The organism is Oceanispirochaeta sp. M1 (assembly GCF_003346715.1).
GTDB lineage: Bacteria > Spirochaetota > Spirochaetia > DSM-2461 > DSM-2461 > Oceanispirochaeta.
On the sequence record NZ_QQPQ01000014.1, the window covers coordinates 18,163 to 41,004 of the forward strand.

The following is a 22,842-nucleotide window of genomic DNA, read 5'->3' on the forward strand; positions in this document are numbered from 1 at the left end:
GGGCTGATGAATAAAGAATACAGCATTCTCGTTATTGATGATGAACCCCTGGCCCGTTTATCTTTCAGGAAACTGATAGATACAAGGTTTCCGGGGTTCTCTGTCTGCGGAGAAGCAGGAACCGGTCCGGAAGGACTGGAATCATTCCGGAGACTGCAACCAGATATTATTATGATGGATATTCAGATTCCCGATTTGAATGGGCTTGAGACATCCCGTCTTATCCTTGAACGCCATCCCGGAGCTCAGATAATAGTTTTATCGGCCTATGATCAGTTTGAATATGTTCAGGATGCTCTTAATTCAGGAATCCTGGGCTATCTGTTAAAACCTGTTAATGAGAAAAAACTGAGTCAGCTTCTTGATAAAGCAGTACAGAGAATTTGCAGCCTTGAAGATTATAACAGAGAATCCATTCAGTTGCAGACCTTTAAAGAGATAGCTGCCGGAGACATGGTTACTTCCTTTATCTATGGCAGCTGCGGAGGACTTGATGCGGATTTTTATGCTTCCCATCAGGAGCCTCCTGTTAAGTCTGGATATTTTTCATTATTCCGAATTGATGACTTCTCAGTTGATGAAAAGATTGCTACAGAGATTAATGAATATCTTAAGCACCTTCCTGGAGTTTTACCCGGACGATGGATTGGAACTATCCTTCCGGTCTTCATTATAAAAGATGATACTGCATTGCCAAACATGGTTCTGGTGGAAGGTATTGCTCATCGAATTAAGATTCTGACATCCCTCAGTGTTCGAACAGCTGTGGGATCAGTACAGAGTCAACCTTCCGATTTCCCACTCTCTTTTTCACAGGCTCTGGATACACTGGAATCCGGTTCCATCATTGGAAGTTCTGTTCTTTTAGAATATCCCCGTGATCTTGAACTTCGTTTTTTAAGAGCAGCAGAAGAAGAGCGATGGGACAGTGCTGAAGATTCAGTCAACATGTTTTTTAAGATCCTCAGTATGCCCGAATACAGTCTAGGTGATTCACAGATGGCATTGAATGAGTTTTTAATTATGTTCCGGCGATTTCTGAATGATAAAGGAGACGTAAACAGCAGCCGTCTTATTTTCAACCTACTGCGTAATATTCATTTACATACTGATCGGCTTTCCATGTTGGAATGGATTGCAGCTTCTCTGATTGATCTTTTATCAATTCTTAAAAAGAGTGAGTCCTCTGAAGATCTGCAAATCAGGAAAGTTCTGAAATATATAGATCTGAATGATTTTCAGGAAATCAGTCTGGAGACAGCCGCTATTTCTGTAGGACTTACTCCTCAGTATCTGAGTCGTATATTCAAAGACAGGTATAAGATGAATTTTCTGGAGTATCTGATCAGTAGAAGAATGGAACTGGCCAGCCGTCTTTTGAAGGAAACAGATCTCAGTATTAAAGAAATAGCTGTAAGATCCGGCTATACCGATGTTAATTATTTCGGCAGAGTATTTAAGAAACAGATAAAGATATCTCCCCGTGATTACAGGCTGAAATACTAAGCCGGTATCAAAATCCTGCAGATGGTCCCGGAGTTGTCTGAAGCACTGAGACTCAGGCATGGTTTTCCGTATTTCAATTCCAGTCTTCTTATAACATTTCTGATACCCATAGATTTTGTTTCAAAATCAGTATCCATGATTTCATCGATTCTTTCAGCTGTAATTCCACAGCCGTTATCAATGATTTCTATGAGTATCTCATTATCTCTTTTAACTGCCTTTAAACTTATTAATCCTGGTCGGGAAATGGGTTCCAGGCCATGCTTAATGGCATTTTCAACCAGAGGCTGCAGGATCAATGCAGGGACAGTGGTCTTGAGTACTTCAGGATCGATCTCTTCACTGTAAGCTAATTTTTCACCAAAGCGGGTTTTCTGTATATGAATATAGCTGTTGATCAACTCAATTTCTTCTTCCAGAGGAACGGCTCTTTTCTGCATAACCAGATTATAGCGAAGTAAATCAGATAGACTTCTGATCATTTTTCCGGTACGGGGAGCCTCTTCCAGGCTGCTTAAAGAATCAATTATATTCAGAGTATTGAATAGAAAGTGAGGGTTTATCTGGGATTGAAGAAGAGCCAATTCCGATTCTTTCAGGAGATGTTCTGTCTGGTGATGCTGAATCTCCCTGTCCTTCAATCGCTGTTCCAGTTCAGCCTTCTCCTGAATTCCTTCGATCTGTCCGGTAATATGTTTTGACATCTCATTGAATGACCGGAACAGAACAGCGATCTCATCTTTTCGCTGAGGTATAATGAGATCAACATGTTCTGTCTCTTTACCGAAGCGGATCAGTTCCAGAGCAAGTTGATGAATCGGTCTTGAAACTGAGATACTGAAATTCCATGCCAGGACATAGCAGAAAAGAATCATCAGAATAACGAAACTAATATTGATTTTCAAACTTCTGCTCATTTGCATTTTGAAAGTGAGGAAAAAGGATTGGAGATTATCCAGGAAGAGAGAGTTGAGTTCTTCAAGTTCTTCCCTGATGTATCCCGAAAGGTTTAATAAATCAAGCTCTGATTCCCAGACATAAATTGTCTCTGCTCCATCATTGTACAAGTTGATAAGAGCTGATGCTCTCTCTCTGTAGGTTTCAATCATGGCTGTCAGATCCCGGAAAGAGTCTTTCATCTCTTTTTCATCGGCAATGAGTCCCAATACCCCCAAACGTTTTGTGACTGCGGCGAATTCCTGTCTGAAGGATATGATGTACTCCTCATTTCCGCTTCGGATATAGTTGCTTATATGGCTGTTCATTCCTTGAAGACTGCTATGAATACTGTGAAGTTCAATCTGATGATCCACCCGTTTTGAAAGGACTCTGTCCTGTGATGTGATTCTAATCAGGGTGTATCCATTGAGACCTGCTAAAGAGATAATTATAATAAAGAATGAGCCGAGAAGCTTGAGTCTTAATCCATATGGAAGAGCTTCGGGTACGCTGTCCATAATATGTATTTTAGCCTTTTACTGATAGAAAAGTATATCCATTGTAAAAACTCTATAGGAATTCTAACCGGAAATATTGTATACAGAGCAAAGGCTGTTCATAATAGGCCCATGTCAGAAGATCAGAAAACCGTAAAGAAGAAAATAGCCTGCAGCTATAACACAATCCTCACTGCAAAGTTCAGAAATTTTAAAAAAAGAAGTTTCAGAAATTATACTTTTTCCTGCCTGCTTTACAGCATCGGGATCACAGTTATCAGAGGCGGAGTGCTCCTGTCTCTGAATACCCTGATGGTCTTTTTTACCTTTTTTCTGATTGTCATGAGTCTTGCCATGATTATGATCTTCGGTTCCACCCGGCTCCTTGCCCGCAAGCATGGTGAGAACAGCAGTATATATACTTTTTCAGCCGATGGGATTCATATCCATAATGAGATCAACGGAGAGGAAGAAGATCTGGGCTGGGACTGGATTCGATCCTATGAGTTAACGAACAAAGCACTCTTTCTTCAAATCAATACAAAGAAAACCTTTGAGATTATTCTGGAAAAAGAGAAAATCAGCAAAGAAGAGACAGATCTGCTGGTCTCCTGGTTTGACTCATCCCGCTGATTCATAGTTAGTCCATTTAAAAACATAATTTCTCCAGACGACAGAATTTATTTATGACATTTATACTGTTATTAGAGTTTTGGTCAGTATGGGGAGGACAAAGTGGGAAAGGCAGACATAGATTTTGAAACAAGAGATGAAAAAGGGCATTGGAGCCCTCCTGCCATGGAGTATTCTCCCTTGTTTCAATGGCCCTGGAAAATTGGAGCAGTCTTAAAATGGCTTTTCGCCTGGGGCGGTTATCTCTGGCCCCGACATCTGGCTTATGCCTTGCTGGCAGTCTGTACCTGGTTTTATCTTCAAGCAGATTTCTCAGTGACATCTGAACTCAGTGCACCCTGGATCGGTGGAATGCTCCTTCGAAACTATATCTTTGTTATATTGGTTTTCGGCTTTTACCATCTGACACTCTATATCCTGAAATTTCAGGGTACCCGGGGAAAGTATCATCCCGGGTGGCAGGCTGAGAATTCAAAGAAATTTATGTTTAAAGATCAGGTGAAGGATAATATGTTCAGGTCTCTTATTTTTGGTGTCCCAATCTGGACGGCCTGGGAAGTTTTATATTACCTGCTGGGTGCTAAGGGATTTATGCCTCTGATGGAACTCTCTGATAATCCTGTCTGGTTTGTCGCATTCTTTCTTATTATACCCCTCTGGAGGGAGACTCATTTCTATTTCATTCATAGACTGATTCACTGGAAACCTCTTCTCAGATCCATACACAGTGTTCATCATAAAAATCCGAATTGCGGTCCCTGGTCCGGGCTGGCTATGCATCCTATTGAACATTTTCTCTATTTTTCAGTGGTGCTTATCCATTTTGTTGTGCCCAGTCATCCGGTTCATTTCTTTTTCAATTCCCAGTTGACTGCTCTAACACCGGCTCCCGGGCACACCGGCTTTGAAGGACCACTGTTTAAAGGAGTCTGGCCTGCCGGTGATTATTTCCATTATCTCCATCATCGCTATGTTTCCTGTAATTTCGGAGGTGGAACTATCCCCTGGGATAAATGGCTGGGACGTTTCTATAACGGGGAAGGACCATATAAAACCAGGAAATAGTACGAGTTTTAATTCTCCGTCTTGAAACGGGCTACCAGCTCGTTAAGCACCAATGCCTGGGAACTGAACTCTTCTGCCATGGATGCCAATTCCTCGGAGGAAGCGGCATTCTGCTGAACAACAGAATCCAGTTGTCTCAGAGCAGTATTGATCTGTTCAGACTCAATTCGCTGTTCCTCTGTGGCGGCTTTTACTTCGCTTACCAGTTCGGCTGTATTTCTTATTTCCGGAATAACCTCTTCCAGAAGAATCTGTCCCGCAGATGTGGCAACTTTCAATGACTCTGTTGTTTCCGATATTATTTCGGTTGCCGATTTCTGGCTGTTTACTGCCAGCTTTCTAACCTCACCTGCTACAACGGCAAACCCGCTTCCGGCTTCTCCTGCCCTTGCCGCTTCAATGGCCGCATTCAGAGCAAGCATATTTGTCTGTCTTGCTATTTCACTGATGACCTTGATCTTCTCTGAGATATTTTTAGAATACGTTATTGTTTCATCAACCGCTTTTCCGCCCTCACCGGCACTGAGAGCAACTTTGTTTGCAATGGACTCGGTCATATTGGTGTTGTCGGAGTTTGCATTTATAGAATCGGTCATTTTATCCATGGAAGCCGAAACTTCCTGAGATGTTGCTGCCTGTTCTGTGGCTCCCTCTGACATAAGCTGGCTTGTGGAACTGATACTTTCACTGCCCTGGGTAATCTGATCTGCAATGCTTTGTATTTCAATAAAATTTTCTCTCAGTTCTGTGGTCATCTGATTCAGTGCCCGTGCCAGGTCCCCGACTTCATCTGACTGTTTGAGAACTTTGTCATCGATCCGGGCTGTAAGGTCTCCCCCGGATATCTGCACCGCAAGCAGTGCAGCAGCCTTTATTGTTTTACTGAAGCTTTGTGCAAACTGGAATACCGCTGCAACAAGGATGGTAATTGCAATTATTGTCATCAGGATAATGAGCCTGATTGTCTCTGTTATGGTTGCAAGATATTCTTTTCTGCTAATTGTTATTCCCAGGGTCCAGCCGGGAGTCATTTTCACCGAATGGAGGAATGTGACCAGGCGCTCTCCTGATTTGTTCCTGATTTCCCCCTGGGTACCTTGTACTTCTTTTGTCAGCTGAGAAAGGAGGCTGTCCAAGCCGACCAGATTCAACTGATATTCTTCAGTATCCATGGTCTGCATAATCAGATCCTGGTCAGGATGAGCTAATACCGAGCCAATACCGTCAACGATAAAACCAAAGCCTGTCTTGCCCATCTTAACAGAAGTCGCAATCTGGGAGAGGGTTTCCAGCTTTACAGTTGCTGCAATAATACCCTTGAAATTTCCATTACTGTCTGTAACTTTATGAGCAATTACAAAGATGGGAATGCCCATGGATTGGGAAACAACGGGATTGCTTATGGCAGTATCCAAACCACCGTCCTTCAATTCCCTGAAATAATCTCTGGATGATATATTGCCATCAGCGCCAAGGCTTGAGCGATAGTTTCCCTGATCATCGGAGATAAATATCATGGCAAATTCTTTGTTCATTGAATTATGCCGGCCCTCCAGATAGGCTCCCGCATCCTCCAGACTTCCTGCCTTGATAATTGTCAGATCAGAAAAGCTCTTCACTATATTGATATGTCCCTCCAGCCAGCGGGAAATCTCATCTCCCCGGGAGGCTGCCAGCTGCAGATTCATACTTTCTGTCAGTTCTGTGAATGATTTATTCGTTACATATAAAAGGGAACCGCCGAAGAGGAGGAATAGAATGAGTGAGAGACCTCCAAAAGTGAAAAGCAACTTTTTCAAAATAGTTGATTTTTGTTTTTGTTTCTCTGTATTCATACCTTAATTTTAATCTCTGATACTCCTTAAATCAAATTGTCATCAGCTTCTGTTTCGGAATTCCCGTACCAGTTGATTCCTCTGGTCAGATACATAGTCAGAGTCAGAGCTCCAAAGAGTCCTGCGGTTCCCATGATCAGTGCATAGTCTTCAGACTTCAGAACAAAGAAGAGGTAGGAATAGCCCGCAGTCATAACAGGCAGGAGGTACAGACCTTTTCTCCCGATTCCTTTTATGGAGAGAGTGTAGAGAGAGAGCATTACAGTGACCGCCGATGAGGCAATCAGATAGGATTGATTAAAATTCAGGTGCTCTGATACGGAGAGGAGTATGAGGTAGAACAGAACATTTCCAAAGCCGGCCAGAAGGTACTGCACGGGATGAATCTTTACTTTTCTGATCAGTTCAAAAAGGAAAAATGTAAGAAAGGGAATCAGAATAAATAGAATGCCGTACTCTACGGTCCGTCTTGTTTTCTGATAGGAATCAAACTCGGGATAATAATTAAGACCGAAGGCAGATTCCAGAAGATCCTGAAAAAATTGATCCTGTGAAGCGCTCCAGCACTCGGGGACACTTCTGCTGAGTGAGTTAATCATCCATTCGGCTGTAAATCCTTCATCTGTGATGTTCTGTTCTGTCGGCAGGTAATAACCCTGGAAGGAGGGGGCCGCCCAGTCGGATTCCATATGTATTTTTGTGCTGCCTGCCAGGGGAAGGAACTCAAGAGAACGACCGCCGCGGATCTCCTGCTGGAAATGAAAGGGGATAACCCTGCTTATATCCTGAATATTTCCGTGTCCCGCATCCACATCAACCTTCAGGGTGGCTCCGTATAAGGATCGGCTGCTGTCACCTGCTTCAAAATCAAGTTCTTTCCCTTCCCAGAGGAGAGGCTCGGTTCTTTTCATCCCTTTTAAACTGGGATAACTGAACTGCACATAGGCATCTTCCCAGACAAGGGTCTCACGGTCATAGTTTTTATAAAGCGCCTCAAGGGCAAAATTACCGGAGCCTTCAACGTTTAAAGTAAATACAGGAACTTCGAAGATACCCCTGAATTTGCTTTCACTGCTGCTTTGGGCAAAAATATCCATGCTCTCAGGGAGGAGATAAACATTTTCCAAATATTCTTCTGTTCTCAGGTATTTTCCATCTTCATCGGTAACTTCATATTTAATCTTCCGGGGAATGACCAGCAGCGGACCGCCCACGGCTGTGTCTGCACCCCAGGAGGAGAGGATACTCTCTTCGGCCACCCATTTTCTCTGCTCCCTTTCCCATACCAGATTTTTAATCATTCCCAGGGGGATTAGAAAAAGAAGTATCATTGCCAGTACGATAATGATCTTCAAGCCGTAGCCGGGTTTTCCTGAGTTCATCCATCCGGGCCTCTTTACTTTGATGTTTTTAATGTCTTTCATTTCCAGGTGTTCTTTCATTTGTATCTCCTTGTGGGTTGTTGCTTATGGGAAGTATGAGAGAATGTTCAGGCAGAATAAGGGCTGAAATGAGGCAGAAATAAGGCAATTACTGATTCTGCCTGCCTGGATTTTAAAGCTGTGATACACTCATCAGTATGGCCGTAATTGCAGTTGTGGATGATGAAGAATCTTTGAGAGAAACCCTCAGTTATGCTCTTGAAAAAGAGGGGCACAGGGTTTCCTGTTTTGAGAATGGGGAGGATGCCTGGCGTTCCTTTCAGAAGGAAGCTCCCGAGTTGATGATTCTGGATATTATGATGCCCCGGATGGATGGCCTGGAGCTGTGCCGGCGTGTGAGGGGAGTAGATCAGCAGATTCCTCTGATGTTTCTCTCATCCAGGGATGAAGAGTTTGATCGTATTCTGGGACTTGAGATCGGAGCCGATGATTATCTGTGTAAGCCTTTTTCTTTGAGAGAACTCTGTACCAGGGTCAAGGTATTGCTTCGGCGCTCCCGTTCTGCGGTCCTTCCCGAGTCCAGTTCTGATCAGACAGAGCTGAGGCTTTGTGAGGAGAGTTTCAGAGCCTGGTGGAAAGGTGAGCTTCTTACTCTCTCAATTTCAGAATTCCGTATACTTCAGGATCTGAGTGCCTGCCCCGATTCAGTACGATCCCGGGAGCAGCTGATTCAGGCGGCATTCCCTCTAGACCATTATGTTTCGGACCGTTCAATTGACAGTCATATAAAAAGACTCAGAAAGAAGATAAGTTCTATTGATTCCGGATTTGACAGAATTGAGGCCGTCTACGGTCTGGGTTATCGCTTCAGGACACTATCATGATCTCAAAACTCACACTGCGCTTACTTGTATTTAATCTGCTTCTGGTATTTTTCCCTTTGGGTGCCGTGCTCTATCTGGATACCTATGAGAGACAGCTTCTGGATAGTATGGAACATTCCATGGTTCAGCAGGGCCGTCTGGTTTCGGCATCATTGAATGGTAAAGATAATCTACAGGAAGAGGGATTGCGGCTGCTGAAGAATCTTGAGGGACATCAGAATGCCCGTATAAGAATTGTAGATAAAGATGGAGCACTGCTGGCGGATTCAAGTTCTCCTGATCTGCAGCTCCCTGTAGAGGAGATTCTCAACAGTTATGTAAAACCCAGTAGAATCGATTCAGTTTATGAAGAGATTCCAGAGGATCTGAGGGAAAACTGGCTCTACAAAGCGGCAGTATACCCCCTTAATATAATAAAGCGCTTATTTGTTCCCCCTACGGCTCCTCTGGGGTCCGCCGAATTTTACAGTGGTAGTTTTCTGCTTCTGGGGCCGGAAATTCAGTTGGCTCTTGCCGGGAAATATGGTGCCTTTACAAGATATTCCAGCGGGGGACAGCGTTCGGTTAACCTCTATTCGGCGCTGCCGATTTTTTATGGAGAAGAGGTGATCGGTGTAGTGCTGGTCTCAAGATCCACCTATAAAATCCTGAGTGATCTCTACAGTCTCAGACTGGATATGGTCAGGATCTTTATCTACTCAATTATTGCTGCTGCTATCCTGTCCATGCTCTTAGCCAGAACGATTACAATCCCTGTTAAAAAACTTAGAGATCAGGCAGAGAGTTTTCTTGATCACCGGGGGAGGGTACGGGGGCAGTTCCGATCACTGAAAAACCGGGATGAGATAGGTGACCTCTCCAGAGTTCTGGATGGCCTCTCCTCCAGTCTTGTTGAATATACCCGCTTTATGGACGGATTTTCTTCAGATCTTTCTCATGAGCTGAAGAACCCTGTTGCTGCAATTCTTAATGCAGCTGAGCTGAGTCTGGATGCAGATGCCCTTGATCAGAAACGCTTTACCCAGATTATTCAAAAAGAGGGGCTCAGGATACAGAGACTGATTGATGATCTGAGAGAGATCAGCCATGTGGATATTAAACTGGCCGAAGAGTCACTGGATACTGTGGATCTGAAAGCCCTTGTTACCTCCCTTGTAGAGCAGAGAACCATGACTGAGGGATCAGATCTATTTCAGCTTGATATTCAGTCTGCCGGCCCATATTACCTGAGAGGCTCAGCAGACCGCCTGATACAGTGTTTTAGCAATCTGATGGATAATGCATTAAGCTTTTCTCCTGAAGGAGAGCATCCTTTACTTGTTCTGAAAAAGAGTGGCGGGAAGGTTGAGGTCACGGTTCTGGACCGTGGGCCGGGAATCCCTGAGGGAAATATGGACAAGCTATTTGACCGTTTCTTTTCAGACCGCCCCGGGAGTGAGAAGAAAAAACATTCAGGATTGGGACTTTCAATCTCCTATGCCGTAGTGCATGCATACAGAGGTGAGATTCTTGTTGAGAACAGAGATGGTGGGGGTGCCTGTTTCAAGGTCATACTCCCATTGAGTCCGCTGTGAGCATAAGCCCCGGATTAAGGAGTTATTATGGAATTTTTCAAATCAGAAAAAAATGTAGAGGAATATATATCCATGGCTGCAGGCTCTGACGGTCAGGAGCTTATTGACATATTAAAAAATTATCTGCCTTCAGGGGCTTCTGTTCTGGAGATAGGGATGGGGCCGGGAGTGGATCTGGATATCCTGAAGAAGGACTATAAGGCGGCTGGATCTGATTACTCACAGATCTTTCTGGATAAATATCTGAAGCGTTCTCCTGATTCCGATCTTTTCCTGCTGGATGCGGTGACACTGGATTTGGACCGCAGCTTTGATGCCCTGTATTCCAACAAGGTTCTTCATCATCTTAAAAGGGATGAGCTTATCCTGTCATTTGAGAGACAGGCAGAGCTTTTAAACAGTGAAGGCATACTCTGTCATTCATTCTGGAGGGGTGAAAAGCAGGAGGAATTCAGGGGCCTTTTCTTCCAGTATTATCTTGAAGAGGAGATTCAGGCCCTTCTTCAGCCTTCCTATACAATCCTTAAGACTGAGATCTATACTGAGTTTGAGGATGATGATTCTTTTCTTGTGATTGCCCGGAAAAAGGGGTAATCTCCCGGAAACTGTTCCTCAATGCCCACTGCGTTGACCCCAATGACTATTAGAGCTCCCAATACCAGCGGTCTGTATCTCTGAACAGGTTGAACAAGCTGTTGAAGCAGTTGGCAGGGATATTGTTTTACAGATATTGTAATATGGTATAGCTGAATAAACAGTTCCCGGAGTATTCAACATGAAAAGGGTTATTCTTTTTGTCTCCATTTTGTTCTTTCCAATCTCATTCACATTTGCAGGGGGAGCTCAGGAATCTCCTGAGACTATGGATTCTGTTGTAGTATTTGCCGCGGCCAGTACAATAGATGTCATGCAGACTCTGGCGGATCTGTTCGAAGAGGAGACTGGACATACAGTCCTGCTCAATCCGGCATCCAGTGGAACTCTTGCCAGGCAGCTCTCCCAGGGAGCCGAGGCAGATGTCTACATTTCGGCTTCAAAGAAGTGGATGGACTCTGTTGTTGATGATGGCCTGGTGGAAGAAACACAACCCTTTGCCCGTAACAGAATGGTTCTGATTGCTCCTTCTGACAGCCCTGATTCTGCGCTTGAACTGGGAGCTGATTATGATTTTCCCGGCAGTTTTGAAGGGCGGTTATCCATGGGAGATCCGGCTCATGTTCCTGCGGGAGCCTATGCTCAAAAGGCTCTGGAATTTTACGGTTGGTATGAAGAACTTTCCCCTAGAATCCTGCCGGCAGCCAATGTCCGAGCTGCTTTATCTGTTGTTGAACTGGCTGAGACTGACCGAGGCGTTGTTTACCGCACAGATGCCCTGAAGTCTGATAAAGTAAAGATACTTGCAGTATTCCCTGAGGAATCCCATAACCCTGTATCCTATTATTCTGCGCTGCTGAAAGACTGCAGTGATGGGGGAAGGGACTTTTACGACTTTGCTGTTAACGGCGGAAAAACTGACTCTGTTCTTAAAGAATTCGGTTTTGATATGAAGCTCTGATTGACGGTTGACAGTCCGGAGAACAAATGAATTATTCAGATGTCCTGACAACCCTGTTTCTCTCTGTGAGGATAGCCCTCCTGGCTACGGCGCTTAATCTGCCCGCAGCCCTGCTGATGGTCTACTATACACGTCATGAATTCAGAGGGAAAAACCTGCTGGACGGGTTTATTAATCTTCCCCTTGTGATGCCTCCTGTTACAACAGGATACCTGCTTCTGCTTCTTCTGGGACGCCGGGGATTTCTGGGATCTTTCTTTGATAACTTTTTCGGAATAAGAATTGCATTTACATCGGCGGCGGCGGTTATTGCAGCCATGGTTGTCTCTTATCCTCTGATTGTAAGAAGTATCCGGATCTCCATGGATATGGTAGATCCACGGTATGAGAGAGCTGCCTTAACTCTCGGGGCCGATAAAAAGGCTGTTTTTTTCAGAATCACACTTCCCCTGATTCTACCGGGAGTCATCAGCGGTGTTGTTCTGGGATTTGCCAGAAGCCTGGGAGAGTTCGGAGCCACCGTCACATTTGCGGGCAATATAGAAGGGATCAGCAGAACCATACCCCTCTCTGTCTATTCTCTGCTGCAGGTTCCGGGAAAGGAGAAGGAGGCGGGATTTCTAGTCCTGTTATCCGTGCTGATATCTTTTGCTGCCATGTTCACATCTTCATCACTGAATCAGAAACTGCTGAAAAGGAGGCTGTACCGTAATGAGTCTTCAATTTGATCTGCAGCTGCCCCGCCGCGATTTTACACTTGATATTGATGGAGAGTTCGGAGACCAGACCATCGGTATCTTCGGACCTTCTGGTGCAGGGAAAACCTCTTTTTTCACCCTTCTTACAGGGCTTGAGAAGCCTGTAAGTGGAAAGATCGTCCTCAATGGAAGAGTTCTTACTGACACTGATAAAGGAATTTTTGTGCCGGTTCATAAGAGAAAAATCGGGGTGGTCTTTCAGGATAAGCTCCTTTTTCCCCACATGACCATAAGAGAGAATATCCTTTTTGGCGAAAGGTATGCTTCAAACAGAAGTATCTGTCTGGAAGAGGTCGCAGAACTTCTTGGACTGACACCCCTTCTGAATACAATGCCCAGTGAAGCTTCGGGAGGAGAACAGCAGCGTGCCGCCATCGGCCGGGCTCTGCTTACATCACCGGATATGCTGCTCCTGGATGAACCGTTCAACGCCATGGATAACTCACTGAGGGCGACCATTCTTCCCTATCTGCGGAACCTGCGAGATGAGCTCCATATTCCCTTTCTGGTAATCAGTCACGACCTGCCGGATATTCAGCGGCTTACCGATAAAATTTACTTTATGGATCAGGGACGCTGTGCGGGTTTTGGAGAATCTCTGGATTATTACGGCGACCGTGTGACCAGGGATTCGGGATTTGTAAACTGCTTCCGTCTCAGTGATTCTGAAGAACTGGCTCCGGGATTGTATTCATGTGCCGTGGAAGGTAATGCCTCATTGCGTCTGATTGTGCCTAAATCCCCGGGCCGCACTTTTTCTCTAGTTGTATCACCCAGGGCTGTTGCTCTCTCCCGTACCAAAGTGGAAGGCCTTTCTGTCCGGAATCAGATCCGGGGAAAGATCAGCCGAATAATACGGACCGAAACCCACATTCTCTGCATTATAGATGCGGGAATCCGTATCGCCTCTCAGGTCACTGTTCCGGGAGCCGAAGAACTGGAGTTGGAAGAGGGTGTCGAGGTATATTGCCTGATCAAAGCCCTGGCATTCCGCTCCTGATCTCTGGTATTTCTTAATTATCTATGACTCCGGTCAAAGCCTTCAGTCTGTAATAGGACACTGCCAGTGAAATCTGTTCCTGCTTCTTATAAATCAGATCTGAATACCAGGAAATCATCTGAAGAAGATAATCCTGCTCCATACCGTATCCGGCCTCCCAGTACTCTTTTCTCTGTTGGGCCATTGACATGTCATCTTCTGCACGGGATTTATAATATTCTATGTTTTCTCTGCTGAGGTTCTGATTGAACAGCTCCTCCCCAATATCTCTTTTTATCTGTTCCTGATAATCTCTATACTGATGTTCACTTTCGGATAAACTGTTTTTAGCTGACTTAATATCCGCGGCGGATTTTCCAGAATCTCCCAGAAGCGCCCGAATTCCCAAAGTGCTTGTAATATTGGTTGCATCGTAACCCCATTCGTCTGTTGTGAATGGGAAACTGTCCCCTCCATAGTCCAGTTCTACTCTCAATCCAAAATCAGGCCGGCCATAACTGCTTCCCTGAACCACTTTGACATTCTGTCTGGAGACTTCTATTTTCTGACGAAGCATAAGCAGAGCAGGGCTGTACTGTACCGCATCTGCAAGCAATGCTTCCGAGTCTGTTTCATTACCCAGGGGCGGGAGGTCCACTGTACTGATATTTTCCTGACTCAGTTTTTCAATGCCGCATAGATATTCCAGATGAAGTAAAGCAGAGTTCAGCTGCCTTCTTACCTGGTTCTCTGTCAGAGTGATCTCTCGTGCCTTTACCTGGGCTCCCAGGAAATCGGAGTAAGAGGCCATCCCCGAATCATAGGAGTTTCGTGTCAGACTCACAAAACGGCTGGCGGAATTCTTTTGTTCTTCTATCAGGTCAATAATCTCCTGCAGGAAGTTGAGGGAGTGGACAATACTCAGAATTTCAGCTTTGATAATCAACTCACTCAGCTGTTGATCAAGGATTGAACTCTCCCAGAGAGCTCTATATATATTCTGCTGTCCCAGAAGTTTTCCTGATGTGATAAGAGGCTGATCCAGTACAAGACGAAAGCTGTACCTTTGGTTCCCATAAAGTGGAAGGGTCATATCTGTTTCAGGAAGTGCCGGGAATTCCATCCCCGGTGCAATGGGTCCTCCTTTATAGAGGCTGCCGGCTTCCAGATGAACTTCCTGAGGATTGGTCAGATAGGACATATCGCTCTCAAAGGACAGCTCAGGTCCTCTTGATCGTTTAGCCGATTTCCACTTGTATTCTGCAGCAGATGCGGCATCCTGTTTTTCTGCCAGTGAGGCATTCAGACGCAGTGCATTTCCATAAAGATCTTTCCAGCCGTATAACTCCTGAGAACCTAAAGGAAGTGCCGGCAGAACTAGACAGAGTAAAAAAATATAAACCTTTCTCATAAAAGTCCCTCCTCGGCGATACGACCTTTTTCAGTTAAGAGTCCCGTAAAGACTATGGTCTGAATAAAGTAAAGCATATCCTTCAGGCTTGCTTTGACTCCAAAACGGGATTCCATCTTAAGGAATGTTTCAATTATCCCCAGATGTATATAAGGAAGAGTTTCTACGGGTATATCTGCTCTTATATAACCTTCTTCTATACCTTCGTCCACAAGCTTTCTGACCAGAAGAAGTATATGGTCCTGGAGCCGGGGGAAGACGGCATCCACAAGGTCATCCGGCAGACCGGAGTCAGTTGTGAAGGCATCGGTAAAAGATAAGGCCGTGCCGGCAGAGTGGAGAACTTCTTTCAACCTGGGGATAAAGGCCAGACTCATATCGTCACTGATCTCCACCAGCATACTGAGGCTGGCATCAACTCTTTTCTGCAGGGCGGCTGTCAGTAGAGATTCTTTGCTCTCAAAGTGATTGTAGAGGGTCTTTTTGCTGATGCACAGGTATTCCGCCAGATCATCCATCCGGACATTTCTATAGCCTTTTTCTGCGAAAAGCTGGAGTGCTGCCTCGGTGATTCTCTCTTTTTTAATCATCTGAACCTCTATTTAATACGATACAAATTACACTTTGAAGGTTTACAAAGTTTCCTTTCGAGTATAGATTGAGTATGAACATAGGTCAACTCCGGAGGTTGCATCATGGCGAAAATGACAAAGGGAATGTCTGTTATTGTTCTCATTCTGATTCTTTCTGCCATTGGACTTTTTTTTCTGAATAACAGACGGCAGAAGGAAGACCTGAAGATGATGCCTGCCCCGGTGGTACTCCAGAAACCTGTTATGGGAACACTGAGCCGGAATATCCGGCTGACGGGGATCACTGAGAGCCGTTCGACTGTAACCGTCCTTCCCCGCATAAACGGTCTGCTTAACAAGATTACTGTCTCTATGGGGGATGAAGTAAAGACTGGTCAGGTCCTGGCTCTGGTTGATGATGAGGTTTATCGCCTGACCCTGAATCAGGCTCAGGCTGCCTTGTCGGGGGCCGAAGCTACATATAAAAGAATAGAAACTCTTTATAAATCAAATTCAGCACCACCTCAGAGTTATGATGAGGCACTGGCATCCTATGAGGCTGCCCGGGCTCAGTTCTCCATGGCAGCACTGCATCTGAAATGGTGTGAGATCCGTTCTCCCATTGACGGAACTGTGCTGGATACACATAGAGAAGAAGGAGCTTTGATCTCTCCTGAAGTTCCTCTCCTGACCATAGCTGATCTGAATAATCCTGAATTGAATATAGATGTTCCCGAAGAATATTATGGACGTTTCAGAGATCATGGCTTATCCATGCATATAGTCACAAGAATTCCAGCCCTGGAAAATGAAGAATTTTCAAGCCGGGTAAGACAGGTGGCACCCTGGATAGCCCCGAAATCTAAGACTTTTCAGCTTCAACTGGATGTGGATGACCCGGAGAAGCTTATCCGGCCGGGAATGTTTGCAGCAGTTCTCATTGAATTGGAACTCCTTGAGGAAACAGCCATTCTTGAATGGAAAACTCTGGATGCCGATGGAGGTCTCTGGTACCTGGACAATGATAATCTTCCCCGGAGAATGGAGTATGAACCATTGATCCAGGGGGAGGAGGGATTTCAGGCTCCTGAAGGAATGGAGGATCTTTCTTTTATATTGGAAGGACAGCATTTTCTGACCGAAGGACATGAGCTGAGGATACTCGAAAAATGAGAATATCAGACTATTCGGTCAAACATCCTGTGGTTATAGGAATATTGCTGATTGCCTTGATTCTCTTCGGCATCCTCTCATTGCAGGGAATCAGACAGGACTTTATACCGGGGATAGAATTGCCCACAGCTGTTGTTATTACAACCTGGCCCGGTGGTTCTCCTCTGGATGTTGAAGCAGAAGTGACAGATCCGCTTGAAAAAAACCTTAGTACAATGGACGGTGTAAAGGCTTTATCCTCCACAAGCATGAATAGTATTTCCCTCATTACCATCGAGTTTAACTGGGGAGAAAATCTTGATCTGAGGATTCCTGAGGTCAGAGAGAAAATATCCACGGCCATGGAAGAATTACCCCCGGGTATCAGTGGGCAGCCTCAGATATTCCGATATAATTCCAATGCCATGCCTGTTTATCTGGCTGCAGTCGAAGGACCTGCCTCCCTTTCATTTAAGTCCGAGTTCCTTGAGGATAGGGTCGTTCCCGGCCTATCCAGGATTGATGGAGTCGCCGAAGTCGTCCTTAAAGGAGTTCGGAATGAAGAGCTGAGAATTACAGTTGATCCCGACCTGCTTGCTTCCAGAAAACTCTCATTGCTGGATGTTTATGTTGCTCTGGATCGAGGGAGTGTTTCATTTCCTGGTGGTGATGTTCTAATGAGGGCAACCCGTATGAATGTCAGAACAGAAGGTAAGTTCAAGAGTATACAGGATGTTGAACGCCTGACCCTGGGATATCGGGAGGGTGTCGCCGTCCTGTTAAAAGATGTTGCCGATGTTGAAATCCTGGCTGAGAAGGCCAATTCCTATGCCCTGAGCAGGCAGGAAGAAACCCTCTCGGTAGGTCTGGTCAGAAGAAATACCGCAGATACAAATCAGATCATATTGGAAGGCAGAAAGGTTCTGGATGATCTGGAACAAGAGGCCCCCGGAATCAGGTTCAGAACCGTGAATGATGATGCCTTCAATATCTCCCTGTCCATGAAGTCTGTACGGAATTCAGCCATCGGAGGAGCCATACTGGCTGTCCTGGTCCTCCTCCTCTTCCTGCATAATCTACGTATGACATTTATCATCGCACTGGCCATTCCTTTATCAGTTCTTTTTGCTTTTATCGGTATGAAAATGAGGAATCAGTCCTTGAATTTAATGACCCTGGGAGGCCTCACTGTTGCCATCGGTATGATGGTGGATTCTTCTATTGTTGTTCTTGAGAATATTCATAATCACTTCAGCAGAGGGAAATCCGCTGTTCAGGCTGCACTTGATGGTACATCGGAGGTGGGGGGGGCCGTACTGGCATCGACCACAACATCCCTGGCTGTATTTATACCCCTTCTTTTTCTTAAGGATTATACAGGCATCATTTTGAAGGATGTGGCTCTCACCATTGTTTATTCCATCTTCGGAGCCATGGTGGTTTCACTTGTTATTGTGCCCTGGCTCTCCTCGCTTATACTTGTCCCGGTGAAGGTGGATAGTCATTCCATCACCGGCAGAGGGATGAGAAAGATTGAATCAGCTCTGGCTGCTGTTCAGGGCAGATATAGAAGGGCCCTTTCGGGGATTCTGGATCATCCCCGTTTTACTATTTTTACCGCCGCTTCTATTCTCGGCCTCAGTCTTCTGATATTCAATCTCCTGGGATTTTCCTTTCTGGGACCTACTGACATGGGAGAAATCCATGTGTATATGGATATGCCCGCCTCCTTTACACTGGAACAAACCAGGGATAAGACTCTTAAAGTCATGGAGCTGATATCTGAAACAGTTCCTGAACTGGAGAGTGAACTCTCCTATCCCGGACAGAGCGGCTCTATCAGTCTTGCCAGCTCTCCGGATACCTCATTTGTAATTCTACGTCTATTGCCGCGTTCACAGAGGGATCGTTCTGTCTTTGATATTATGGATATGCTTCAGAGGGAAATCCCCAGCCGCATTCCCGATGTTGATATCACAGTTCGAAATGGCGGTTTGAATGCTAAAGTAGATCTGAGTTTCGGGGGGACGGGGTACAGTATTGAACTTTCTGCACCGGAGATGGATGTCCTTATCCCGGCGGCCAGGAGACTTGAATACTGGATGTCCATGGACCCTGATACCGATGAAACAGGAATGAATATCTCCCTGGGAAAAAAGGAAGGCCTTATCAGCCTGGATTCTGAACAGGCAGCCCGCCTGGGAGTCAGTCTGAGGGATGCCGCCTGGCTCATGCGTTTTTATCTGAATGGGGAAAAAGCCGGAACCTTCAATAAAGAGGGTAAGGATCTTGATATTTTCCTCACAAGTAATCATGCCGGACAGATGGTAAGACAGGATATGCTGAATACAATTTACCTCCCTTCAGCATCGGGTGAGTACATCAATATGGCCAACCTCGCTGAATTTGAAATCAATGAGAGTTATTCCTCCATAAAGCACAGTAACAGGCTCCCTTCTGTGATTATCACATCCTATCTGAAAGGAAATGATATCAGAGGAATCAACAGCAGAATCCAATCTCTAATAGAACTGGAAGGCCTTCCTCCTTCTGTACAATGGAAGCTTGTGGGGGGAGCATCGGAAACCTTCAGTGCCTTCAATTCTCTTCTAAGGGTTGTTGTTATTGCCATTTTTCTAGTGTACATGGTTATGGTTATACAGTTTGAACGCTTCAGGCAACCTCTTATTGTTATGGTTTCTGTCCCTTTTGTACTGGCAGGAATGTCTCTGGCTCTGCTTCTGATGGGCTCTACTCTTACAATCGTCGGATTCCTGGGGGGGATTACCCTGGGGGGAATTGTCGTTAATAATGCCATTGTTATGATTGATTACATCAATATGCTGCGCTTCAGAGATAAGGTTGTATTAAGAGATGCCGTTCTTTCAGGTGCTTCAAGCCGGCTGAAACCCATACTTATGGCAACTCTGACAACAGTTCTGGGAATTGTACCCATGGCTCTGGGAATCGGGGAGGGGTCTGAAATTTATGCTCCTTTAGGGCAGACCATAGCCGGTGGACTTCTCAGTTCCACACTCATAACCCTCTTTCTGGTACCTCTTCTTTACTACAAGGTGGAACAGAGCTTTGTTAAACCCTTCGAGTCAGTCGATTCGTCTCTCGAAGCGTCTGAGAAGGAGTAATACGGCTAAAGATGTCAGAAGAAGAGCCGGCATTAAAAGGGTCACAGTTTTTAGAAAGCTCATCTCTTCAAAACCTGCAAGTGAGATCCATAAGCCCGGAAGAACTCCTCCCAGATATTTCCAGTTTCCCGGAGCAAACCAGGCAATAAAGGGAGCAATAAAGAGTATACCCGTCATCTTTCCTACGGCCATGGCCTCTATTTTGTTGTGGGCTGTAACCGCGATAATCAGAGCTTCCAGGGGTGCTCCCAGGGAGACAATCAGTACAAGAACTAAAAGTCTGGCAAAGGAGAACTCTACTTCCAGACCCGAGAGCAGGGGGACCGGGAGAAGTACAAGGGCGGTCCAGAAATAGGGTGCCCCAAGTCTGTGGAGTAAAAAACCACGGCGTCCCGGAGGAGTCACCGCCAGTGCGGGCATCACATGATCATCTGCTTCATCCACCAGCAGGAGTCCTCCGATCATCCCAATCAGCAGAGGACCCATATTCAGGATAAACATCAGAATGAGGGGAGAGTATGTCTCAAGATCAATCCATATCCGGAGCAGGTCGGCCAGGGCTGAAAATCCCAGCCGCAATATCAGCGCCAGAAGGAGGGGGACAGGGAGGAGGACAAGAAGTATGAAGTCCCGAGAAATGTTTTTAATATCCAGAAGAATAAAGGCCTTTTCGCTCATGCAATTCCTCCTGATTCAATAAGGTTTTTTCGAAAATGTTTCTCCGAGATCGGGAGGATGATAAGTATTCCACCACAGAGACTGATGAGGGAGAGAACCAATGTCAGGATGCTCCCTTCCTTTGTTCCAATTGCAATAGACATCATATCAAGAGTCCCTTTGCTGGGCAGAAGGTATTGATGATATCCTCCTAGAACTCCGAAATAGTCGAGTATGGAGAATGTAAACAGGGAGCCATAAATTCCAATTCTAAAAAGAAGTCCCATTATGTCTCTGGATGCGGAAGCCGGGATAAATGTGAGGAGTACAAAGAAGATCGTAGTCAGTATGATTCCAGGAGGAATAAGGAGAAGAGACCATGCGGGGCCGCTGAGTACTGCTGCAATGGCTGTGGTGCAGATACAGGCCGGCAGGCTGAGGGCCAATGCCTTGGACAGCATATACTGTCTGATGCTCATGGGAGTGATAAACAGATTTTCCAGAAGCCCTTCATCTCTCTCTAAAAGGAGTATGGCTCCGGTAAAAATCATGGCGAAGGTAGAGGGTTCGGACAGCAGTATCAGAGGGAGAATCTTCATTTTTATATTCTCCGGAATAAAATAGAGGCCCAGAATATAGAACCCTGAGATTACTGCCCAGGCCGCAGTGAAACCCTGCCTGTACTGGAGTTTTATATTACATAGAAGGAGGCTGATAAATGTTCCTGTCCTGCCTTTCATGACAATCCCCGGCCGGTTGTCTGTATGAAGATCTCTTCCAGTGTGGCTTCCTTGCTGTGTATGGTCTCTATCTCTTTATTTTTCAGCAGATTGAGAAAGTCAACGTTCTCTCCCAACCCTTTGAGAGAGAACTCTCTGCTCACAATCTGACCATCCTCTGAATAATCAAGGCGAAGCTTTTTTTCCCCTTTCTCTAATTTCAGCTGTCTTGGAGAATCAATAAGAGCCAGGACTCCTTCATTGATAAAGGCGACTCTGTCACAGAGCTCATCGGCAACAGCCATATTGTGAGTTGTCAGAAATATGGTTTTCCCCCTGGATTTCAGTTTGAGTATAATATCCTTCACCTTTTTTGCATTTACAGGGTCGAGACCGGCGGTCGGTTCATCAAGAAATACAATGTCCGGATCATGAACCAGGGCTCTGCAGAAATTAAGGCGCATTTTCATCCCCTTGGAATAATCACTCACCTTTTTATCAGCAGCATCTTCAAGACCCAGCATATTGAGAAGTTCCATAGAAGGAGTCGTTTGGCTTTTATAGAGAGATGCAAAGAAATCAAGGTTTTCTTTTCCTGTGAGCTTGCTGTAGAGATTGGGAAGTTCAAATGAGACACCGATCTTATTATAGAACTCTCCAGTAACCTCGGAGATGTTTTTACCGGCCACTTTCACCTTACCCTTATAGTCCTTAAGAATCCCGATCAGTGTTTTCTGAGTCGTGCTTTTACCAGCTCCCGAGGGTCCGAGAAACCCGAATATTTCTCCCTTTTCAATGCTGAAGGAGATCCCTTTCAGAACCAGCTCACTCTTTCCCGGATAACTGTATCTTAAATCTTCTACATGGATCATTGCTCTCTCCCGGTACTGATAATTTTTTCTGCCAATGCATCAAAAAGGAAATCCAGGGATTCCCTGAAGTAATTCTCTCCAATTATTTTTTTCTGTGTGAATAGAACAAACACGCATCTCATCAATGCCGCAAAAACATCTTCTCTCATGTCCGGCAAATATCCCGATTCCTGCCATCCCCTGATAACAGCGGCGGACCAGTCTTCATCATTACTCATATGTTCCTGTACTTTTTCTGCGGGTAATTTAAGCATCAGCTGTTCAATTGCATTTTCACTGAACATCTTCAGGAAGAGAGGTTCTTCATCCATAAAGGAGATAAAGCTCATAAAGAAGGTCTTTATTTTTTCTGTATTGAGGGTTTCTCCTTCAAGGTACTGCTGATGAAGACGGAGTCTCAGTTCTGACTCCTCCTGTTCGATAATCTCCATATACAGAACTTCCTTGGATGGAAAGAACTTATAGAAAGATCCTTTGGCAATTCCCGAAGCTTGTACCAGATCATCCAGGGTAGTCTTTTTCAGCCCCAGGGTTGAGAAAAGATTCTTTCCCTCTTTCATCAGTGATGATTTTATCTTTTGGGTCTCTTCTTCATTGAATGAACGGGGCATTTTGACTCCTTGATACTTTTTATGACTATATGACTATAAAGTGAAATATAGTCATATATTGCTCCTGAAATAGGAATCTGTCAATCGGGAAAAGAGGG

Annotated in this window: 20 protein-coding genes; 11 read left to right on the top strand and 9 right to left on the bottom strand. The window is 45.1% G+C overall.

The window, feature by feature from the left end; all coding sequences use genetic code 11:
• Window positions 1–6: 6 nt before the first annotated feature.
• Window positions 7–1,506 carry a response regulator gene (locus DV872_RS11575; protein ID WP_158546932.1) on the top strand — a complete coding sequence of 500 codons (1,500 nt, stop codon included), beginning with the start codon at window positions 7–9 and terminating at the stop codon, window positions 1,504–1,506.
• Here DV872_RS11575 and DV872_RS11580 read toward each other — a convergent pair.
• A complete protein-coding gene (locus DV872_RS11580; RefSeq protein ID WP_114630095.1) occupies window positions 1,503–2,963 on the bottom strand; it encodes a sensor histidine kinase in 1,461 nt (486 codons plus the stop codon). The two genes, DV872_RS11575 and DV872_RS11580, sit on opposite strands and share 4 nt — an antisense overlap.
• 111 nt (window positions 2,964–3,074) lie before the next feature.
• Between DV872_RS11580 and DV872_RS11585 the strand changes: the two genes are divergently transcribed.
• Both DV872_RS11585 and DV872_RS11590 read left to right on the top strand, forming a co-directional pair.
• Complete coding sequence (locus tag DV872_RS11585; RefSeq protein ID WP_147283156.1) at window positions 3,075–3,575, top strand: hypothetical protein; 501 nt, start codon at window positions 3,075–3,077, stop codon at window positions 3,573–3,575.
• Between the two features lie 102 nt (window positions 3,576–3,677).
• Window positions 3,678–4,640 (top strand): sterol desaturase family protein, encoded by a 963-nt coding sequence (locus DV872_RS11590; protein WP_114630097.1) that lies wholly within the window; start codon window positions 3,678–3,680, stop codon window positions 4,638–4,640.
• Between the two features lie 8 nt (window positions 4,641–4,648).
• On the opposite strand, the gene DV872_RS11595 is transcribed toward DV872_RS11590, so the two are convergent.
• Together DV872_RS11595 and creD are read right to left on the bottom strand one after the other, a co-directional pair.
• The gene (locus tag DV872_RS11595) at window positions 4,649–6,475 is read right to left on the bottom strand and encodes a methyl-accepting chemotaxis protein (protein ID WP_114630098.1); all 1,827 of its coding nucleotides are present in this window, start codon (window positions 6,473–6,475) and stop codon (window positions 4,649–4,651) included.
• A gap of 26 nt (window positions 6,476–6,501) precedes the next feature.
• A complete protein-coding gene (gene creD / locus DV872_RS11600) occupies window positions 6,502–7,917 on the bottom strand; it encodes a cell envelope integrity protein CreD (protein WP_114630099.1) in 1,416 nt (471 codons plus the stop codon).
• Between the two features lie 137 nt (window positions 7,918–8,054).
• Between creD and DV872_RS11605 the strand changes: the two genes are divergently transcribed.
• The 6 genes from DV872_RS11605 to modC all read left to right on the top strand — a co-directional run bounded on the left by DV872_RS11605 (window position 8,055) and on the right by modC (window position 13,628).
• Window positions 8,055–8,741 carry a response regulator transcription factor gene (locus DV872_RS11605; protein WP_114630100.1) on the top strand — a complete coding sequence of 229 codons (687 nt, stop codon included), beginning with the start codon at window positions 8,055–8,057 and terminating at the stop codon, window positions 8,739–8,741.
• Window positions 8,738–10,315 (top strand): ATP-binding protein, encoded by a 1,578-nt coding sequence (locus tag DV872_RS11610; RefSeq protein WP_114630101.1) that lies wholly within the window; start codon window positions 8,738–8,740, stop codon window positions 10,313–10,315. Before DV872_RS11605 ends, DV872_RS11610 begins: the two co-directional genes overlap by 4 nt.
• 27 nt (window positions 10,316–10,342) lie before the next feature.
• Complete coding sequence (locus DV872_RS11615; RefSeq protein ID WP_114630102.1) at window positions 10,343–10,909, top strand: trans-aconitate 2-methyltransferase; 567 nt, start codon at window positions 10,343–10,345, stop codon at window positions 10,907–10,909.
• 181 nt (window positions 10,910–11,090) lie between these two features.
• Window positions 11,091–11,870 (top strand): molybdate ABC transporter substrate-binding protein, encoded by a 780-nt coding sequence (gene modA / locus DV872_RS11620; protein ID WP_114630103.1) that lies wholly within the window; start codon window positions 11,091–11,093, stop codon window positions 11,868–11,870.
• 26 nt (window positions 11,871–11,896) lie between these two features.
• Window positions 11,897–12,598, top strand: a complete 702-nt coding sequence (modB, locus tag DV872_RS11625) for a molybdate ABC transporter permease subunit (RefSeq protein ID WP_114630104.1) — start codon at window positions 11,897–11,899, stop codon at window positions 12,596–12,598.
• Window positions 12,582–13,628, top strand: coding sequence for a molybdenum ABC transporter ATP-binding protein (gene modC / locus DV872_RS11630; protein WP_114630105.1), 1,047 nt, complete (start codon window positions 12,582–12,584; stop codon window positions 13,626–13,628). Before modB ends, modC begins: the two co-directional genes overlap by 17 nt.
• 13 nt (window positions 13,629–13,641) lie before the next feature.
• Here modC and DV872_RS11635 read toward each other — a convergent pair whose 3' ends face one another.
• Together DV872_RS11635 and DV872_RS11640 are read right to left on the bottom strand one after the other, a co-directional pair.
• Window positions 13,642–15,018 (bottom strand): TolC family protein, encoded by a 1,377-nt coding sequence (locus DV872_RS11635; RefSeq protein ID WP_114630106.1) that lies wholly within the window; start codon window positions 15,016–15,018, stop codon window positions 13,642–13,644.
• Entirely contained in the window at window positions 15,015–15,608 is a 594-nt protein-coding gene (locus DV872_RS11640) for a TetR/AcrR family transcriptional regulator (protein WP_114630107.1), read from the bottom strand. The genes DV872_RS11635 and DV872_RS11640 overlap by 4 nt, the downstream gene beginning before the upstream one ends.
• 105 nt (window positions 15,609–15,713) lie before the next feature.
• On the opposite strand from DV872_RS11640, the gene DV872_RS11645 reads away from it, so the two are divergent.
• Entirely contained in the window at window positions 15,714–16,763 is a 1,050-nt protein-coding gene (locus DV872_RS11645) for an efflux RND transporter periplasmic adaptor subunit (RefSeq protein ID WP_114630108.1), read from the top strand.
• Window positions 16,760–19,885 (top strand): efflux RND transporter permease subunit, encoded by a 3,126-nt coding sequence (locus tag DV872_RS11650; RefSeq protein WP_114630109.1) that lies wholly within the window; start codon window positions 16,760–16,762, stop codon window positions 19,883–19,885. The genes DV872_RS11645 and DV872_RS11650 overlap by 4 nt, the downstream gene beginning before the upstream one ends.
• Here the strand turns inward: DV872_RS11650 and DV872_RS11655 are convergent.
• The 4 genes from DV872_RS11655 to DV872_RS11670 are packed head-to-tail and all read right to left on the bottom strand — an operon-like array spanning window position 19,847 to window position 22,744.
• Window positions 19,847–20,563, bottom strand: coding sequence for a hypothetical protein (locus DV872_RS11655; protein ID WP_114630110.1), 717 nt, complete (start codon window positions 20,561–20,563; stop codon window positions 19,847–19,849). The two genes, DV872_RS11650 and DV872_RS11655, sit on opposite strands and share 39 nt — an antisense overlap.
• Window positions 20,560–21,282, bottom strand: coding sequence for a hypothetical protein (locus DV872_RS11660; RefSeq protein WP_114630111.1), 723 nt, complete (start codon window positions 21,280–21,282; stop codon window positions 20,560–20,562). Before DV872_RS11660 ends, DV872_RS11655 begins: the two co-directional genes overlap by 4 nt.
• On the bottom strand, window positions 21,279–22,133 hold the full coding sequence (locus tag DV872_RS11665; RefSeq protein ID WP_114630112.1) for an ABC transporter ATP-binding protein: 855 nt from the start codon (window positions 22,131–22,133) through the stop codon (window positions 21,279–21,281). Before DV872_RS11665 ends, DV872_RS11660 begins: the two co-directional genes overlap by 4 nt.
• Complete coding sequence (locus tag DV872_RS11670) at window positions 22,130–22,744, bottom strand: TetR/AcrR family transcriptional regulator (RefSeq protein ID WP_114630113.1); 615 nt, start codon at window positions 22,742–22,744, stop codon at window positions 22,130–22,132. Before DV872_RS11670 ends, DV872_RS11665 begins: the two co-directional genes overlap by 4 nt.
• Between the last annotated feature and the right edge of the window lie 98 nt (window positions 22,745–22,842).